16 protein-coding genes and 1 pseudogene are annotated in these 16961 nt (G+C 35.7%); 3 read left to right on the top strand and 14 right to left on the bottom strand.

What is annotated here, in order from left to right; genetic code table 11:
• Positions 1-8: 8 nt before the first annotated feature.
• On the top strand, positions 9-653 hold the full coding sequence (locus HNP81_RS20925; protein WP_182503903.1) for a YczE/YyaS/YitT family protein: 645 nt from the start codon (positions 9-11) through the stop codon (positions 651-653).
• 119 nt (positions 654-772) lie between these two features.
• Here HNP81_RS20925 and HNP81_RS20920 read toward each other — a convergent pair whose 3' ends face one another.
• Complete coding sequence (locus HNP81_RS20920) at positions 773-1624, bottom strand: aldo/keto reductase (RefSeq protein WP_028391107.1); 852 nt, start codon at positions 1622-1624, stop codon at positions 773-775.
• 33 nt (positions 1625-1657) lie between these two features.
• Positions 1658-2637: pseudogene (locus tag HNP81_RS20915) on the bottom strand (aldo/keto reductase).
• Between the two features lie 190 nt (positions 2638-2827).
• Between HNP81_RS20915 and HNP81_RS20910 the strand changes: the two are divergent.
• Positions 2828-3745 (top strand): AraC family transcriptional regulator, encoded by a 918-nt coding sequence (locus HNP81_RS20910; RefSeq protein WP_182503902.1) that lies wholly within the window; start codon positions 2828-2830, stop codon positions 3743-3745.
• A 385-nt stretch (positions 3746-4130) separates the two neighbouring features.
• Complete coding sequence (locus tag HNP81_RS20905; protein WP_182503901.1) at positions 4131-4841, top strand: hypothetical protein; 711 nt, start codon at positions 4131-4133, stop codon at positions 4839-4841.
• Between the two features lie 238 nt (positions 4842-5079).
• Here HNP81_RS20905 and HNP81_RS20900 read toward each other — a convergent pair whose 3' ends face one another.
• The 12 genes from HNP81_RS20900 to HNP81_RS20845 all read right to left on the bottom strand — a co-directional run bounded on the left by HNP81_RS20900 (position 5080) and on the right by HNP81_RS20845 (position 16789).
• Positions 5080-5748 (bottom strand): HAD family hydrolase, encoded by a 669-nt coding sequence (locus tag HNP81_RS20900; protein WP_182503900.1) that lies wholly within the window; start codon positions 5746-5748, stop codon positions 5080-5082.
• 987 nt (positions 5749-6735) lie between these two features.
• Entirely contained in the window at positions 6736-7101 is a 366-nt protein-coding gene (locus HNP81_RS20895) for a DivIVA domain-containing protein (RefSeq protein ID WP_182503899.1), read from the bottom strand.
• A gap of 479 nt (positions 7102-7580) precedes the next feature.
• The gene (locus HNP81_RS20890; RefSeq protein WP_182503898.1) at positions 7581-8042 is read right to left on the bottom strand and encodes a DinB family protein; all 462 of its coding nucleotides are present in this window, start codon (positions 8040-8042) and stop codon (positions 7581-7583) included.
• 245 nt (positions 8043-8287) lie between these two features.
• Entirely contained in the window at positions 8288-9043 is a 756-nt protein-coding gene (locus HNP81_RS20885) for an RCC1 domain-containing protein (RefSeq protein WP_182503897.1), read from the bottom strand.
• Positions 9044-9344: 301 nt separating this feature from the next.
• A complete protein-coding gene (locus HNP81_RS20880; protein WP_182503896.1) occupies positions 9345-9632 on the bottom strand; it encodes a hypothetical protein in 288 nt (95 codons plus the stop codon).
• Positions 9633-9847: 215 nt separating this feature from the next.
• A complete protein-coding gene (locus HNP81_RS20875; protein WP_182503895.1) occupies positions 9848-10213 on the bottom strand; it encodes a hypothetical protein in 366 nt (121 codons plus the stop codon).
• 344 nt (positions 10214-10557) lie between these two features.
• Positions 10558-11970, bottom strand: coding sequence for a sensor histidine kinase (locus HNP81_RS20870; protein ID WP_182503894.1), 1413 nt, complete (start codon positions 11968-11970; stop codon positions 10558-10560).
• A gap of 3 nt (positions 11971-11973) precedes the next feature.
• A complete protein-coding gene (locus HNP81_RS20865) occupies positions 11974-12684 on the bottom strand; it encodes a response regulator transcription factor (protein ID WP_182503893.1) in 711 nt (236 codons plus the stop codon).
• 159 nt (positions 12685-12843) lie between these two features.
• Complete coding sequence (locus tag HNP81_RS20860; RefSeq protein ID WP_182503892.1) at positions 12844-13203, bottom strand: YxeA family protein; 360 nt, start codon at positions 13201-13203, stop codon at positions 12844-12846.
• Between the two features lie 20 nt (positions 13204-13223).
• Positions 13224-15149 (bottom strand): ABC transporter permease, encoded by a 1926-nt coding sequence (locus HNP81_RS20855; RefSeq protein WP_182503891.1) that lies wholly within the window; start codon positions 15147-15149, stop codon positions 13224-13226.
• The gene (locus HNP81_RS20850) at positions 15150-15905 is read right to left on the bottom strand and encodes an ABC transporter ATP-binding protein (protein ID WP_028391121.1); all 756 of its coding nucleotides are present in this window, start codon (positions 15903-15905) and stop codon (positions 15150-15152) included.
• A gap of 467 nt (positions 15906-16372) precedes the next feature.
• A complete protein-coding gene (locus HNP81_RS20845; protein ID WP_182503890.1) occupies positions 16373-16789 on the bottom strand; it encodes a hypothetical protein in 417 nt (138 codons plus the stop codon).
• Positions 16790-16961 lie beyond the last annotated feature (172 nt).

Below are 16961 nucleotides of genomic sequence, written 5' to 3'. Positions count from 1 at the left end.
CGAGTAAAGTGAAATATGTTTTTTTTGTATTAGGAATTTTAATATTAACCCTTGGTATTTCTTTCACAATACAATCAGACCTTGGAACTTCACCTTTTGATGCACTTTTAGTAGGACTGTCCATAAATGTGGGGCTTACTGTGGGAAGTTGGGAAGTAATAATAGCTTTAATATTGATATGTTGTAATTCACTTTTAAAAAGACAAAGACCAGAGGTTTTGGGGTTGTTAACAGCATTTATAACGGGGATTGGTATTGATATGTGGCTTTTTCTATTGCACAATTTGATAACACCAGATCTATGGTATAGCAAAGTAGTTTGTTTTGGAATCGGCTTAGTTGTTATGGGATTAGGAACTGCAACATATTTACACACAAATTTTGCACCGATTCCAGTTGACCGATTAACATTAATTATACAAGAATTAACTAGAACAAATATTTTTTTTTCGAGAACATTCATTTACCTCGTATTCTTGATAATGGCAATGATTTTTAATGGACCAATTGGTGTTGGAACTTTATTAACCGTTTGTTTAGGGGGGCTAATACTTAATTCCTTTATGCCATTTACCGGAAAAACATTAGACCGCATATTAACACACTCTAGCTCATCATCAAATTATGATAAAAATAAAAAGCATTCAATATAGAATGCTTTTTATTTTTCTTGTTCAACTAACCTCCCTTAATAAACTAATTGTATTCCGAGAAAACAAGCCGATGTTCCTGGAAGGATATCGACTTTTCTTGTTCAGATGGAATCAAAGCATTAAATATCAAGTTTACGTGTACCGATCCACTTCACCATTTCAGGATCCCTATGGGAAAAGAATAAGCTCTCTTTCGTATCTAACGTGGCGATTTGGTCCATATCCTCTTGGCTTAATTCAAAGTCAAAGATATTGAAATTTTCAATGATTCTTTCTTTACGGACAGACTTTGGAATCGCAACAACTCCTCTTTGTGTCAGCCAACGTAAAGCCACCTGAGCAACGGATTTATTATACTTTTCGGCTATGGACACCAGAATTTCGTTCTGGAACATGTTATTTTTTCCTTCAGCAAATGGACCCCAAGACTCTATCTGAACATTGTTCTCTAACATGAATTGAGCACTTTCTATTTGTTGGTTGAAAACATGTGTTTCAACCTGGTTAACCGCAGGAACAACTTCATTATGAATGTTTAAATCAATCAGGCGATCTGGATGGAAGTTACTCACACCAATAGCCTTGATTTTTCCTTCACGATACAATTCCTCCATGGCACACCAAGAACCGTATACATCACCAAATGGCTGATGAATCAAATACAAGTCCAAATAATCCAATTGCAGCCTTTCCAGTGATTTTGCGAATGCCTTCTTTGTGCTCTCATAACCAGCATCCTGAACCCAAAGTTTTGTGGTAATAAACAATTCTTCTCTAGGTACACCACTCCGCTTGATTGCTCTGCCGACTGCTTCTTCATTTAAGTAAGAGGCAGCAGTATCGATCAGACGATATCCTGCCATAATAGCGTCATAAACAGCTTGTTCACATTCATTTTCATCTTGAATTTGAAAAACCCCAAAACCTAGAATAGGCATCTCAACACCATTATTTAAAGTGACTTTTTGCATATAATATCCTCCTGTTTTTATCTGGAATATCTGTTATTTACCTACCCTTTTTGCGTATTCCGCCGGATAGCGATCTCCCGAAATCTCAATTTTCGATAAGGCATCATTCAAGTCATTGAGTTCCTTAGGGCTCAGTTCAATATCAGCTGCCCCAAGATTTTCTTCGAGGCGATCCAATTTCCGCGTACCTGGAATCGGAACAATCCAAGGCTTCTGAGCAAGCACCCATGCAAGTGCAATTTGAGCGGGGGTCGCGTCTTTACCTACAGCAATCTTTTTTACCAGGTCGACCTATACCTGATTTGCTTCGATATTCTCAGGTTAAAAGCGAGGAACAACACTACGGAAATCAATGCGAACGTTGCATCTTTATTAATTGTTCCAGTAAGGAATCCCTTGCCCAACGGACTGAAAGGAACAAAGCCGATTCCAGACTGTTCAAGGGTAGGCAGTAGTTCTTTCTCAGGACTTCTCCACATCATTGAGTATTCACTTTGAATCGCAGTGAGTGGATGAACAGAGTGTGCACGGCGAATCATTTCCACCCCTGCTTCAGAAAGTCCCCAATGCTTAATCTTACCTTCCTTAATTAAGTCTTGTATTACTCCGGCTACCTCTTCAATCGGAACACTTGGGTACACCCGATGCTGATAGTTAAGATCAATGGTGTCAACCCGAAGCCGTTTAAGTGAGCCTTCAATTGATTGCCTAATACGCTCCGGTTTACTGTCAAGAACCTGTTTGCCATTTTCCATTTGGACACCAAATTTTGTAGCGATAGCCACTTTTCCCTTGAATGGAGCAAGAGCTTCTCCTACCAATTACTCATTGACATATGGACCATATACCTCGGCAGTATCGAAGAAAGTAACCCCCCGGTCAATTGCCTCTTGGATTAGCGAAATCATCTCTTTCTTGTCCGAAGCAGGACCGTAACCATAGCTCATACCCATGCACCCAAGGCCGATAAAAAAAACTTCCAAGTCACTTTTTCCTAATTTACTTTTTTTCATGTGCGATTCAACTCCTTAACCTATTGTGGAGATGTAAGAATAAAAAACTGTGACTCCCTTATTATGCAATAAAAAATAAGAAACCCTTATACTAATCCTACCAAAATATTGCCTAATCCTCTCACATTACTTACATTCTGGGGGAATATGTAATAGTATGGAACTAAAAATAAGGACACAAGAGGTTTTTATGTCCGAACAAATCGATAAACAGCGAGCTGAACTCACCCAACTTATTGAGAGGTACACAGGCAAGGACGGTTCTTATGCTACTACTATTCCTTCTTTATCTTTCTCTCGTTTCTCTGATATTACAGGTCCAAATTACGGAGTTTACAAGCCTTCATTATGCATTATCGTTCAAGGTAGGAAGGAGGTATTACTGGCACAGGAGAGCTATGTATACGGTCCTGCCAATTACCTTGTTGCATCTGTTAACTTGCCAATTGCCGGACAAGTTACTGAAGCTTCTCCCGAAGTTCCTTATCTGGCTCTCAAACTGGAATTCACAACGAGTGAAATATTAGAGGTGTTACGTGAATTCCAAATGGGAGATGACAAGAAGGAAAATGCTAAACGAGGTATGTATGTCAGCAAAATAGAGCCATCTTTGCTAGAGCCGGTAACAAGATTAGCTCGTTTGCTAGATACTCCGGAAGACATCAAGGTACTTGCTCCTCTAATCGTAAAAGAAATCATCTATAGGGTTCTGCAAGTAGAACATGGGGGGATGCTGAAACAAATAGCAATAAAAGGAAGTTCTACCCATCAAATCAGTGATGTGATTGAACATATCATGAACAACTATGAAAAGTCTTTTAAGATTGAGGAACTTGCGGAAATAGTAAATATGAGTGTTTCTTCACTTCATCGGCACTTTAAAGAGGTAACCGCGATGAGTCCAATTCAATTCCAAAAACAACTGAGACTTCAAGAAGCCCGAAGCCTGTTATTATCCAAATCAGCAGATGCAGCAGATGTTGCATTCCGGGTGGGTTATGAAAGTCCATCACAATTCAGCCGTGAATATTCGCGCATGTTTGGTCTACCACCAAAAGAAGATATAAAGCGCCTGAGAGAGCAATATGACCAAAGGGTAAAAGCTTGACGGGGGTTCATTCTATGTACTAAATTATAGTGGCAGTTACACTTTAAATAATATAAAAAGGTGCATTAATCCACTCCCGGATTAATGCACCTTTTTATAATCTTCCTCAACAAAAAACAGAAGTCTTTTACTTAAAGCATCAATTCCAACAGGTATTGGATAATAGAACACACAACTATAAACAAAACTGACCGTATATGTTATCTCTATAATCTGCTAAGGAACAGTACCCGATATCTCCATACAACTCTTATGTCGCTTTGGATAAAGTTTGATTAAAAAGAAATGAAAATCTCTGATTCCCATCTACAAAGCCCATAATTTACACTATAATATTAAATGCAATACCTTATCAAACAAATGGACAAGTTGGGGGCCGTATTTATTGAAAGCGTTAAAATCAATCTTATTGGGCTTATTCGGTATAATTGCTGTGCTTATTTTATTCCTAGCCATTGTGACATTCATTTCATTTATTCAAGAAAAATTATTTGTTCCTGATAATTCCCTTTTGTGGATTTTTAAATCTCCCGCATCAAAGTTTATTTTTATATATGAGTTTTACCTAATGTTTAGCCTTATCCTTCTTCTTAATAAAGATTTAAGAAAATGGTTTTCTGGATTTTTTAAAAAACATCGCAGAACAGTATTTCCCATTTTCTGCATAGTTAACATTATATTGTTTTATGCTATTGTCACGGATGTGGCGGTTGTTACTAAAAATAAAATTATTAACCATTCTTTCCTAGTACCTCAAGGAAAGCAATACAGCTTCAATAATATTACTAACATTACCACAGGCATTTATGGAAAAAAACAATTCTTTGGTCCCACAAAAGGTGACTTTTATTACATCATAGAATTAAAAGGCAATACAAAAATTGATTTGGGAGATAACGGAGTAAGTCCAATTATTATCAATGAAGATGATAATGATGAAGCAGACTTCCGGTTTATTCTTGCAAAACTCGACCGGCAATGGGTTGACATGGGTGTTCCAAAAAAATCCAGTATGTCCAATTTCAAATATACCTTTGCTTCTTTAGACAGAACTTATTCAGATAAAATTCGCAGTATTTTAGAGAATAACAAATAAATGTACATTTTCCACAAATAGAACTTACAACTAGAAAAACCAGGTGGCTTTGCCCGGTTTTTCTTATTTTCGTTTAGTAAAACATTTTTATAGAAAGGAAAGTTGTTGCTCATCTTTTCTCCAATTAAATGGCCCTATAACGGAAAAAAGCGATCTTCTTTATTGAAGAATCGCGCCCTATTCTGGAAGATTGATATGTAAGGTATAGAATCCACAGATGTTAAAAAAAGCCCCCTGTTCAATAAGCTATTTTATTTAATTTAGGTAATTTTGTTTGTAGTTCAATTAAGTCATCAATTACCATATCAGCCTGAGAAAGTTCATCTTCTTGTGCAAAATCAAAATTACACCCTATTGAAACTAAACCATTATCTTTAGCTGCATTTATATCTGATAGGCGATCTCCAACTACTACTCCATTGGTAATGTCATATTTTTTTATAATACTCTGAACTAAGTCTGATTTATTCAACGATTCAATTTGTTGGATACTAAATGTTTCAGTAACCCAATTATCCAAATTATAATAACTCACAATTGCTTTTAAATATTCCGTTAAACCATTACTTGCTATGTATATTGAACAATTATTCTCTTTTAAATTACTGAAAACTTCCTTTACATTGGGATATAAAGCACCTTTCCCACTTTTTATATTCTCAACTAATCTTTCCAAAAAATAAGTATCTGTTTGTTCTCTTACTTCTATGGAATGATTAGGTAACAAAGTTTCCCATACTTTTGGTAAAGGTACACCCATAATTTCACGGTATTTATCAATAGGGGTTACTGTATCCCATTTATTTAGTGACCGTAAATGGTTAAAAGTATCATCAAGTGATAATTCTAATATTTTATCTGTCTGAAATAGCGTTCCATCCATATCAAAGATTAGTGATTGAGACATTATTTTTCTCTCCCTTTTAAAATGACTGATTACTTTCAAAGTTTATTACATATTCGATATAAGTCTATTTTTCACCTTTTTATCAATTCTTTTCTTTAAGTATCAAATGAATAATTTATACAAATCTAGTTTACATAAAGACTCTTATCGGCAATAACAAAAGGATCTTCGATTGGAGATCCTTTTGTTATTCTTTTTACAAATAAGTTTAATGCTTCTTCTAAAGAATCGATTAGATACTTTTATATCTCAATGGATGATTTATTTTGCCACTTACTTTTTGGCATTCCGATATCTACAGTAATATATCTTTGTTTCTTATATAATCTTAATTTTTCACAACCTTCAAACTCAAAAAAACAAATGACTCCATCCACTCGCAAAATAGGTGCAAATTCATCTAGCTGTGGTGAATATATTTTATTACAATGCTTCTCTAATAATTACCTTAGGTCAATGAGATGTGGTTGTACAGCCTCTGCGGAATATCGGTCACCCATTTGAGATCCAAATGTAATGTAACATTTATCATCCATCTATCTTCTACTCCTTTTCCCATGCTATCTTTCTCTATTTTCTGGACCTGGATGTCTTTCAACCAATCTTCTTTCTAACTGTAACATTCTTTTCCTTGGGAGAGTCGAGGAATGTATATGATATACAAATCTAGTTATCATAATCACAATTTTCGGAACTTCCGAAACATAAAACCCCTTGGTACTCAAGGGGTTCCGAATCGTCCGTTTTTATCGTTTTTATCGTTTATACATGATTTTATACAATGTTGATTCATCAACATTTTCGGCTTCTGAAGAAGCCTGGTAGCTGCAAAAAAAAGAGGTGTTTTATGCAAATTCTTCTTTCACTAAAGCTACCTGTTAGTTGAAGAACGGGCATTTATTTCTAATGTCCCCTTAATTTCTTCATGTCTTCCTTGAGCATTTTAATTTCTTTTAATAATCCCTCTTCAATAAATCTGCAATCCTTTTATATCAGGTCTAAAAAACCGTTTACTTCATCAATATCATAGCCACCAAATGCTCTTTTTTTGAAGGTCTTATTGTGAATAATCTCTTTATTCAATAGTATATTCGGATGAATTTTTTCATTTGTAGTAGGAACTTTTTCAACTCTCATAGAATTGACTATTCCCTCAGTGAAAATTAGTAAAATTCTTTCCTCATCGTGATTTTCCATTCCAACCTCTATACTTGTAAAATCAAGTTGGTGTACAGGAGACATAGAAGTTGTGGATATATTTGTTATAAAATATTCTTCACGAATCATGGCTTGACAAACTTCATTCAATTTTGGGTAATCTTTTATATGTTTACTTAATCTTTCATATAGCATAATAACCTCCATCAAATAGAACCAATTTTTATTGGTTTGATTAGAAACCCGTTATTATCTTAGCAAATCCTTTTTCCGAATGGATGATTTTGTATATTTTCGTACATTGAAAAGACCATCAAATTGGTGGTCACGCTGTTGAATCAAAGCGCCCTTTAGTGAAGTAAAGTAAGAATTTAGTTCATTCTTTTAGAAATCAAGAAGTAAGAGAAACTACTAAGCCTAAAAATGAAACCAAAAGTCCAAATGAAGTTGCTGAACCGCTTGATGTTAGTATAAGTGCTATTCCTAAAAGTGAAATGGAAATTCCTAAAAGTGAAATTCGCATTCATGTTCCTACAATAATATAAAATGTCATTTTTATTTTAACATAAATATCCAATTTAATAGACGGGTATTATTCCACAATCTGGCCCGATTACTGAAAAAGACACAATTCCTCTTCAAGAATTGCGCCCTTTACTTGAATAAGAACTAAATTATAAGTCGTAATTTTTAATTAAGATTTGATTGTGAATATGGTGTTCCATATGCTCAAGATAATCTTGTATAAGCCACTCTAGTGTCTTATGTTGATTATCTCCAATGTCACAAAGGTTGGATAGCTTTTCGTTAGGAATATTCTTAACAATATTAACAATTTGCTTATTTAATGTCTGAAAAAGGTTCACTATTTCATCAAGTGGTCTATCTTGATAATTATGAACCATTACCCATTGGTCTTGATTATACGATTGAACAACATACACGGGTTCTTCATATTGTATTTTTATAAACCTTTCGATATTATTTATCCCAGAGTCACATAGATGTCCTAAAATCTCTTTTTTAGACCATTTATTTGGTAATGGTCGATTAGAAATTTCTTTTTCAGACATAGAGTTGTACTCTTCTGGTAATCTTTTTATCCAATGATTAATTCCCTCAACTACCTTTTGCATATTTCTACTCCCCCTAAATTTCTTTATAAAACCAATATTCAGTTACCATCCTTAAAATTCCTTTATTAAGCAATCCTCTCATACGAATCATCCCTGTTCAAAAAACTTGTTCCATAATCTGGCCCTTAAATGAAAATTAGCGCTGATCCTTTTTACAAAAAAGTGCCCTTTAATGGAATAGCCTTTTTTCTGAAGCAATGCTCATTAACTCGTTCAGTGATTCTCTGGTTTGTTGTTATTAAAAACTAATTGCCGGGCAGTTGGATGCTGCACCAGCCGCTTACATCGCATTGGCCATATTCATTATCACCCACAGCCACCACCGTGCCATCCGATTTAAGACCGACTGTATGAGTACAACCCGCCGCTATCGCCACAATATCGCGCCAATCACTTACATTACATTGGCCATACTCATTCCAACCCATAGCCGACACTGTACCGTCCGATTTAAGGCCGATGGTATGATTACTACCCACTGCTATCGCCACAATATTGCGCCAGTCGCTTACATCGCATTGGTGATGTTTATTAAAACCCACAGCCGACACTGTACCGTCCGATTTAAGACCGATGGTATGAAGATAGCCCGCCGCGACCGCCACAATATCGCTCCAGCTGCTTACATTGCATTGGCGATACCGATTATTACCCACAGCCGTTACCGTTCCGTCCAATTTAAGACCGATGGTATGCCAGTCACCCGCCGCGACCGCCACAATATCATGCCAGCCGCTTACATCGCATTCACCTTCATTATTTCGGCCCAATGCAACCACCGTGCCATCCGATTTAAGCCCAATGGTACGACGCCACCCCGCCGTGACCGCCACAATATCGCTCCAGCCGTTTACATCACATTGGCCATATTTATTATCACCCACAGCCGACAACGTTCCGTCAGATTTAAGCCCAACGGTATGACGACGACCCGCCGCTATGGTATCTTTAGGCCACCGTTTCACCTTTAGCACCACTTCTTTCAGTGAAATGTAATCCACGTTTTACCTCCTCGAATATAAGCAATCCTGCAGTTATCTGACAAGTATATGTAACTTTACGATTACTCGTCAAACGTAAGCAACTGTATGGTTGTGTGATAAAGGAATCATTTCTAACCGTCCTTCTAGTTTATTCCATTATCTGGCCCGTTTGTTGAATAATAAAAGCGCCCTTTCTCTATTGAAGCATAGCATCATCACAAGACATGCAAATAAATTACGTTCTTTTATGTGTCCATATAATTGAACCAACACCACCAAATTTGGAACCAATTCCATGACCAGCATCGTCTTTCTGTTTTCAAAGTGCTCTTGCAAAATCCCTAGAAGCATCATTTGTGCTTGTTCCCGTTTTAATATGATGCCGTTCGATTTTTGCGAAAACAGATCGTAGTTCTCCATTACCTCCGTGCATTGTTCGATAAGTTAGCCCTCCGGCAGTCGTTATTTCATGCCTTGTTAATCCTTTTGCAGTTTTTAATACTTTTGCTGCAGCAATCTTACCGAATGGAAAACGACTTATCCCCAAAGTAAAGATAGTTGCCGCTGCATATTCAGGTGTAAGTAATTTTCTGGGATTCCGTATCATATCAGCTGTTTGATGACCACTGGCTGCAAAGCTAACCCCGGCTGAAACAGCTCCAAAAGCAGACCAAAACCCAAGAATAGGGACAGATACGGCAAATGCCCCGGCAATAATTATTACCTTCTCCCATCCAGATAGTCCGTTCCACCAGTTTTGCAGACTGTCAAATAAACAAGCAAAACAAGCTTCCTGGCTGCCATATGACCTTTCCCAATTGACTAGAATAAGTGCGCTGCAATTAGAGTAACCGCTTGATAATACTTCTGAATGTTTGTCATTAATACAGGTAAACGATTCTTTGCTACTATATTTCCATGTATCATTGTAAAACTAAGGTCTCTTCGTTCACGATAAAAATACAGTAAATTGCCAAATCGCCGTCTATCCTTTATTAGAGATTTGATCAGGTTCCACAATTCGGTTACAGGATTAATGGTTTTTTCATCTTCAAGTTTCGGAATTTGCTCTCGTACTCGATTCAATTCCCAATAATCAATGAGTATAGCAACAACTAGCATCAGTAAGTTTTGTCTCTGGTGAGCAGAGAAAAGAGTGATTAAAAACACCTTTTCTCTGAACTTCATCCACGCTTCTATTTATGTATCTTCATGTATTGTTCTTTCATATATTCTTGTTATCAGCTGATGAGTTAATGGACTTTTTACCCCTTTGGATTTTTTATCTAACGGGGTGTTTCGTTGTAAAAGGACCAACTTAATTAAGTAATTCAGTGTAAACTGAATTTTTAGGGGTCCTGCCGACAAAACGCGAATATTATACGTTAAGACATTTTTTGGAAGGGAAACCCTGATTTTTCTACGCTAAGAGGAGAAATCAGGGATTTAAATCATTGTTCGTTTTTGAAAAAACAAATTGTTGCAGGTAAATCTTACAATATTGATATTTACATTAATTTTACTAGAGGTCTTTAAAATTGAATTTCAATCGTTGTCCCATGACCAACCACACTATCAATTCTAATCTCCCCATCATGTGCCCGAATGATATCGTTGGCTATGGCCATTCCAAGTCCAGAACCTTTGTGGGACTCTCCTGTATTCGTTCCTCGATAATAGCGATCAAAAATTCGATTGAGTTCTTCTTTCTTTATCCCTTTGCCATCATCTTTTATCGTAATATGTGTTCGGTCTTTCTTTTTAACACTCACAACTATTTTCACTTTGCTGTCATTATGGACGATTGCATTATATATTAAATTCGTTAGTGCTCTTCGTACCAGAATTTCATCAACATACTCTCGAATCATTTCTTGGTGTACCTGAAATTCAATATTTCGATTGGAGTATCTGGCATCATTTAAAATATCGATCACAATATTCCGTAATAGCGTTACAATGTTAATCATTTTTTTGTTTAAAGTTAGTTCTTTATTTTTCAATCTCATTGTTAAGTTTAAATCTTCTAATACATCCTTCATATATAGCGACTTTCTTTCGATAATTTCTGCGTATTCTCTCATTTCATCTAATGAAAATTGATATTCTGGGTCCTTCATCATTTCCGCATAACCTCGAATAGAGGCAAGTGGTGTTTTCATATCATGGGAGATGTTTCCGATCCACTCCTCTTTCATTTGATCCAATTTCTTTCGTTCCCTTTCGTTTTCAGTTAGCTGATTGGATAAATAATTGACATTATAAAAAACATCTTTATAGATTCCTTTAGGTTCATAATTTATATTATAGTCCTTATTTGCTAGTCTTTTTATTACATCAATTAATGTATGAAGTGGCTTTGTAAGTCGTTTGCTAAATAAATAGCCGATTAATAAAGCAATAAGACCATCTATGAGTAATATAAGAATACTCCCTATTTTAAAATGGTGTAAGAGGTCACGGGAGTCATAGGATAATGTGATTTTTTCAATAGAAGGATTTTCAAATCCAATTAAGTAACTATAATTGTAGTTATCGATCTTTTTACCACTCACAAAAACAGTGGCATAAATATCTTTCTCTACATATTTGTAAATATTGACAACCTCTAAAGGCGTGTACTTTTTCTTTATCCCTTCAGGTAGCCTATAACCGTATAGCTCCTTTCCATTTTCGTCTAAAATTTGGAACCATGCTTCATGCTTGATAAGTTCTTTTTTTCCTTGGTTGCTAATGGCTATTTCATTATTTGAAAACGTAATATGTTCCTGAAAACGCCTTGTAAAGGATTCTGCAGAAATGGTTTCTCTGTCTTGAAAAATCGGTACATTAAATGCAGATTGGGCAATAAACAATGCCAAAAAGGTGAGAATATTTATGAAAATAACGAGGATGACAACTATAACGACAGATAGGAGAAATCTTCCTGTTAACCTCCATCTCATTTCCTATTCACCTTTTACGACAAGCTTGTAGCCTAACCCTTTTACAGTCATTAGATACTTGGGGTTTGAAGGCTGTTCTTCAATTTTTTCTCGCAATCTCCGGATATGTACCATGATCGTATTATCATATCCGATAAAATCCTCTCCCCAGACGCTATCACAGAGACTTTCTTTACTAATGACCAAATTAGGGTTTTGAAGAAAATATTTCATTAATCCGAGCTCTTTTCGTTTTAATTCTATGATTTCACCGTTCTTCGATAATTCTGCTTTTTGTTCATTTAACTCAAAGGGACCTTCTTTAATAATGGAATCCATCTTTTTTTCTGTCTGTGAAAAATCGGCCCTTCGTAGTTGTGCTTTTACTCGATAGGCTACTTCCTTCGGGCTAAAGGGCTTTGTAATATAATCATCCCCACCAAAGGCGAACCCTAAAATCCTGTCAATTTCTTCTACTTTTGCGGATAAAAAGAGAATCGGCACATTAGAAATATTCCTTATTTGCTTACAGACATCATAGCCTTCCCCGTCTGGCAGCATGATATCGAGTAACACAAGATCAGGTTGTTTTTGTTGAAATTGATTGAATCCATCTTTCGCTGTAGTGGCGGTTATGACATTTTCGATACCTTCTTTCATTAATACCGTTTGAATAAGCCTTAAAATATCCTCTTCATCATCTATGATTAAAACCTTTTTATTCGTTAGCGACATTCCAATTACTACCTCCAAAATTGTTTTAGCTATTCCTTCATTATATAGAAATTGAGTCCCGGATTGAAATCAGGCTAAAAAGTGTCTTTTTCTATCAGAAAGCTTCCTTTAATTCAAAAAAGAACCCTTAATCAAAAAGATTCTTCCCTGAAGTATTCTTTACTTTAATTTATCTTTTGCTTTTTCAGGTAGTTCTTCTTTTGTAACTTCCTGATATGATGTAACCCCTTTTCCATCCTTTACGAACAGACTTAAATAAGCTTTTTCGCGGAGTTGTTTAGTGGCAGTAAACGTAAGTGTTTTTTTTTTGCCCTCTTGATCATAAGCAGGTAATTCGTATTCATAACTGACATATTTCTGTCCATTGTCTGCTTTGTCTTCGATTTTCTTACCTTGCCCTTCAATCCGGGTATAGTATTCATCGGCACCTAATCTGTTAAGGTTTACGTTTTGAATAAACACTAACCCTCCTATTAAAATAGCTGCTATAACCGTACACGATATGATTACTTTCTTCATTATTATTCTCCTTTTTATTTTTATTTAGTTACAATTTTGTAGTAGGCATTCACGGTTAAGAAATAATAAACGATATATATACATGTATACACGCCCATGCATATCACAACCGGAATAACCAAGCTGGTTTGCATTAATCTCGATAAAGCCGTTAGGGCAACGGAACAATGAGCGATCCCTGCTATTAATGGCAGAGCAAAGACAAATAAAACTTGTTTAGCAATGGATCTCTTTACTTCTTTTTTGTTGACACCGATTTTGTGTAGAATTTCATAACGACCCTTGTCTGAATTTGCTTCTGTTAGTTGCTTAAAGTAAATGATACTTCCTGTAGCAGCAAGGAAAACTAATCCTAAGAATCCACCCATAAAGATCATTAAGCCTGATGATTCCATTCCAGCAGAATAATCTGCATAAAAGCTTGAGAATCTTGCTTCGTCTGGCAGAATCAATTGAATATCTTTTGTTAATTGTTTAGCTTCATCTTCATTAGTAATTTCGTAAACTTCCATTTTCACACTGTTTGTTTCTTTTCCTAATTGAGTAAACAACTGATCACTAACCACAAGGGTTGTACTAGCTGTATAATAATTGAGGACATTATATTTTTTCAGACTCTTAAATGTAATATTCTCGACGCGATCGTTCACCTTCAAAGAAATCGTTGAACCTATATAATTCGGTGACATTCCTTCATAGTACCCTGCATCCAGTGCAGCTGCTTCATTTCCCATTAAGGAAAGCTTGTCGATTCTTTTTTGTACTTTTGCTAGAGTATTAAAGTCATTAACCGAAATTACGGTATACATCATTTCATTACTGAACAAATTATTTTTTAAGGTTGTAACATCTGCATTGATTTGCAGTGTTGGAATCGACTTATGATAAATAACGTCATGATTTTTATTGTTTGAAAAAATATCTCTTACTTGATTCGTTACGTTCTTGTCTTTATTAATAAACATCATGCTAATTGGATTGGCGAGTTCTACATTACTTCTATTGTTGTAATACAAGCTGTAGGCTGTTCCAACAGCAGTTAATGTTGTCGCACTTAGCACAGCAATGATCGTTAACGTACGAGCATTCCCTTTTATGCGATAGAGGAGCTGGGATGTTCCGATTAAGTTAATCCCTTTCCAATAGGACCTTTTATTCTTTCTAGACATCTTTAATAAGTACACGGTTAATGTACTAAATAAGAAGTATGTCCCTAGAATGACCGTCGCTAAAATAACAAGGGGCGTTACCATTAAGCCCATTTCTTTCCATGCATTTGACTCCATTAAATTTTGAAGTGCGAGCCAATAACCGATTCCGACTAATATAACGGATAATAGCGCCATAATGAACGACGATTTAGGCTCTTGTTCCCCTTCTTTATCGGCTTGGAATAATTCGATTAATTTAAAACGATAAATTAATCGGTATCCTTGAAACGACGTAATGATGGTTATAAGAGAGAATACCATGATTGTGTTCACAATGGCTGCTAATGAGATGCTGAAATCTCCAATGGCCTCAAAGCCCATGACACCCATCAAAATCGATACAAAAAACTTCGATAAAACTGGACCGAGTAGAATTCCGATAATCAGAGCTAAAATCCCCATAATAAAGTTTTCGTAGAAAAGCATGCGACCAATTTGTTTCTTACGAACACCCAGTAAAGAATAAAGACCGACTTCTTTTTTCCGTTTCCTAGTAAAGAATGAGTTCGAATACCAGATAAAAATAGCCACAAAGACCATTAAGACAACTGCTGCCCCACTAAAAGCTGAGCTGATTTTAGGTGAAGCATCAGAAGTAGCTTGGAAGGTTTCATTATATTTTAATGTAACGAAGGTAAAGTAAATGACGATATTGAAAATCATTGAAGTAAAATATAGAAAATAGTTAGTAAAATTTTGCCGAATATTTTTTCTAGCAATACTAAAGAGCGTCATTTAATGCCCACCCCCAAGAGAAGCGAGGACATCTAAGATCTTTTGAAAGAATTCCTGACGAGATTGGTGATTTTTATGAATTTCTGTATAGGTCCTACCATCCTTAATAAATAAAACCCTTTTACAGAAGCTTGCAGCGTAAGCATCATGAGTGACCATCATAATGGTGGATTGATTCTGTTCGTTTAATGCGTTTAAGCTTTCTAGTAGACTTGTAGCCGATTTGGAATCTAGTGCCCCTGTTGGCTCGTCTGCTAAGATTAAGCTTGGATTTGCGACAATGGCTCGTGATGCTGCTGTTCTTTGTTTCTGACCTCCGGATATATGATAAGGGTATTTATCTAGAATTTCCCGAATTCCAAATGTATCGGCGATTTCATTCACGCGTTTTTCAATCTCATTTGCCGGTACTTTTGATAGCGCAAGTGGAAGCAAAATATTTTCCTTTACCGTTAACGTATCAAGCAGGTTATAGTCTTGGAAAATAAAACCAAGCTTATTTCGGCGGAAGTCAGATAATTGTTCCTCATTCATTCTGACAATATTTTGATTGGCAATCATGATCTCTCCTGATGAAGGCGTATCAATCGTGGACAAAATATTTAGCAAAGTTGATTTACCAGCCCCAGAAGGTCCCATAATTCCAATAAATTCACCTTCTTTAATTTCCAAATCAATATCCTCTAACGCTTTATATAAATTCCCCTTAGTTCCAAATACTTTTTGAACATTTTTCGCACGTAAGATTGTTTGCATTGATATATCCTCCTTGTATGACTACAAATCAGATTATACTGACTGATCCTTACACTATTTTAATCTAAACCTTACATAAACCTTAAAAAATAACAGCATATACCTTCATAGTAACTGCTGTTTTTAAATAATCATTGCTTTCTTGGAATAATTTCTGCCACATAATCAAAGTAAAAAGTACGTTTCCCCTTTTTGGCCATAATGAATAGAGCATGGATCAGTATAGTTGCCCGCATGAAAATACAAATAGTAAGATAGCCGTTGTTATCCACACATGAATGGCATAAAATTGGGATTCAATTTCTATAAAAGCAAGCAATCGTTTTGATCAATCTTTATTCAAAACGATTGCTTTTTACATTCAGTAAAATCAAGGATTTAGAGTGATTTATAATCAAACTTTATTTTAAATAAACAAAAAACCCAGTTATTCTACAAGAATAACTGGGTTTCATATTCTTCAAAATCTAATATCGCTGATGGAATTGGAAATAGTCATATATGTCACCGACTATTTCTATGATATAATGATCATCCGCTTGTTTATAAAGTGAATTTACAGGATGCATCGAATGAAAATTGAACATGTATCCTCCATTTTTGATTTTAACAAGATCATCTCTCCATAGTTCCGCTTCCGAAATATACTCATAAGTCGAAGTTGAAACTAACTTCAAAGCTGATTGCGGGATGTTTACTTTTCCAACGCTTCCCCCAAAATCAACCTCTCCCCATACATATGCTGCGGGTGATGATTTCAAACGAATAATAAACTTTTCACCTGCATAAAACTTGTTTGTATCTTTATCATAGCCGTCAGCTACCCAATTGTCCCACCATTCTGGAGTATGAGTAACTAATGAATCTAACCTCGCTATATTCACATTTACACTTTGTGTAATGGAAGCTGTTGCACCATCATTATCCGTTACAACAAGTGTTACATCATTGAAGTAAAGCTACCCGTTAGCCATCCATGAAGCGCAAAAATCAGCGCTTCACCACAGAGAATGAAAATGGTTTAGAACCGTCAATACTGATTCTACGGCTGGGAGA

Origin of the sequence: Peribacillus huizhouensis, from assembly GCF_014138605.1 — a bacterium.
Classification (GTDB): domain Bacteria; phylum Bacillota; class Bacilli; order Bacillales; family DSM-1321; genus Peribacillus; species Peribacillus huizhouensis.
This window is presented reverse-complemented; position numbering and strand designations above follow the sequence as displayed.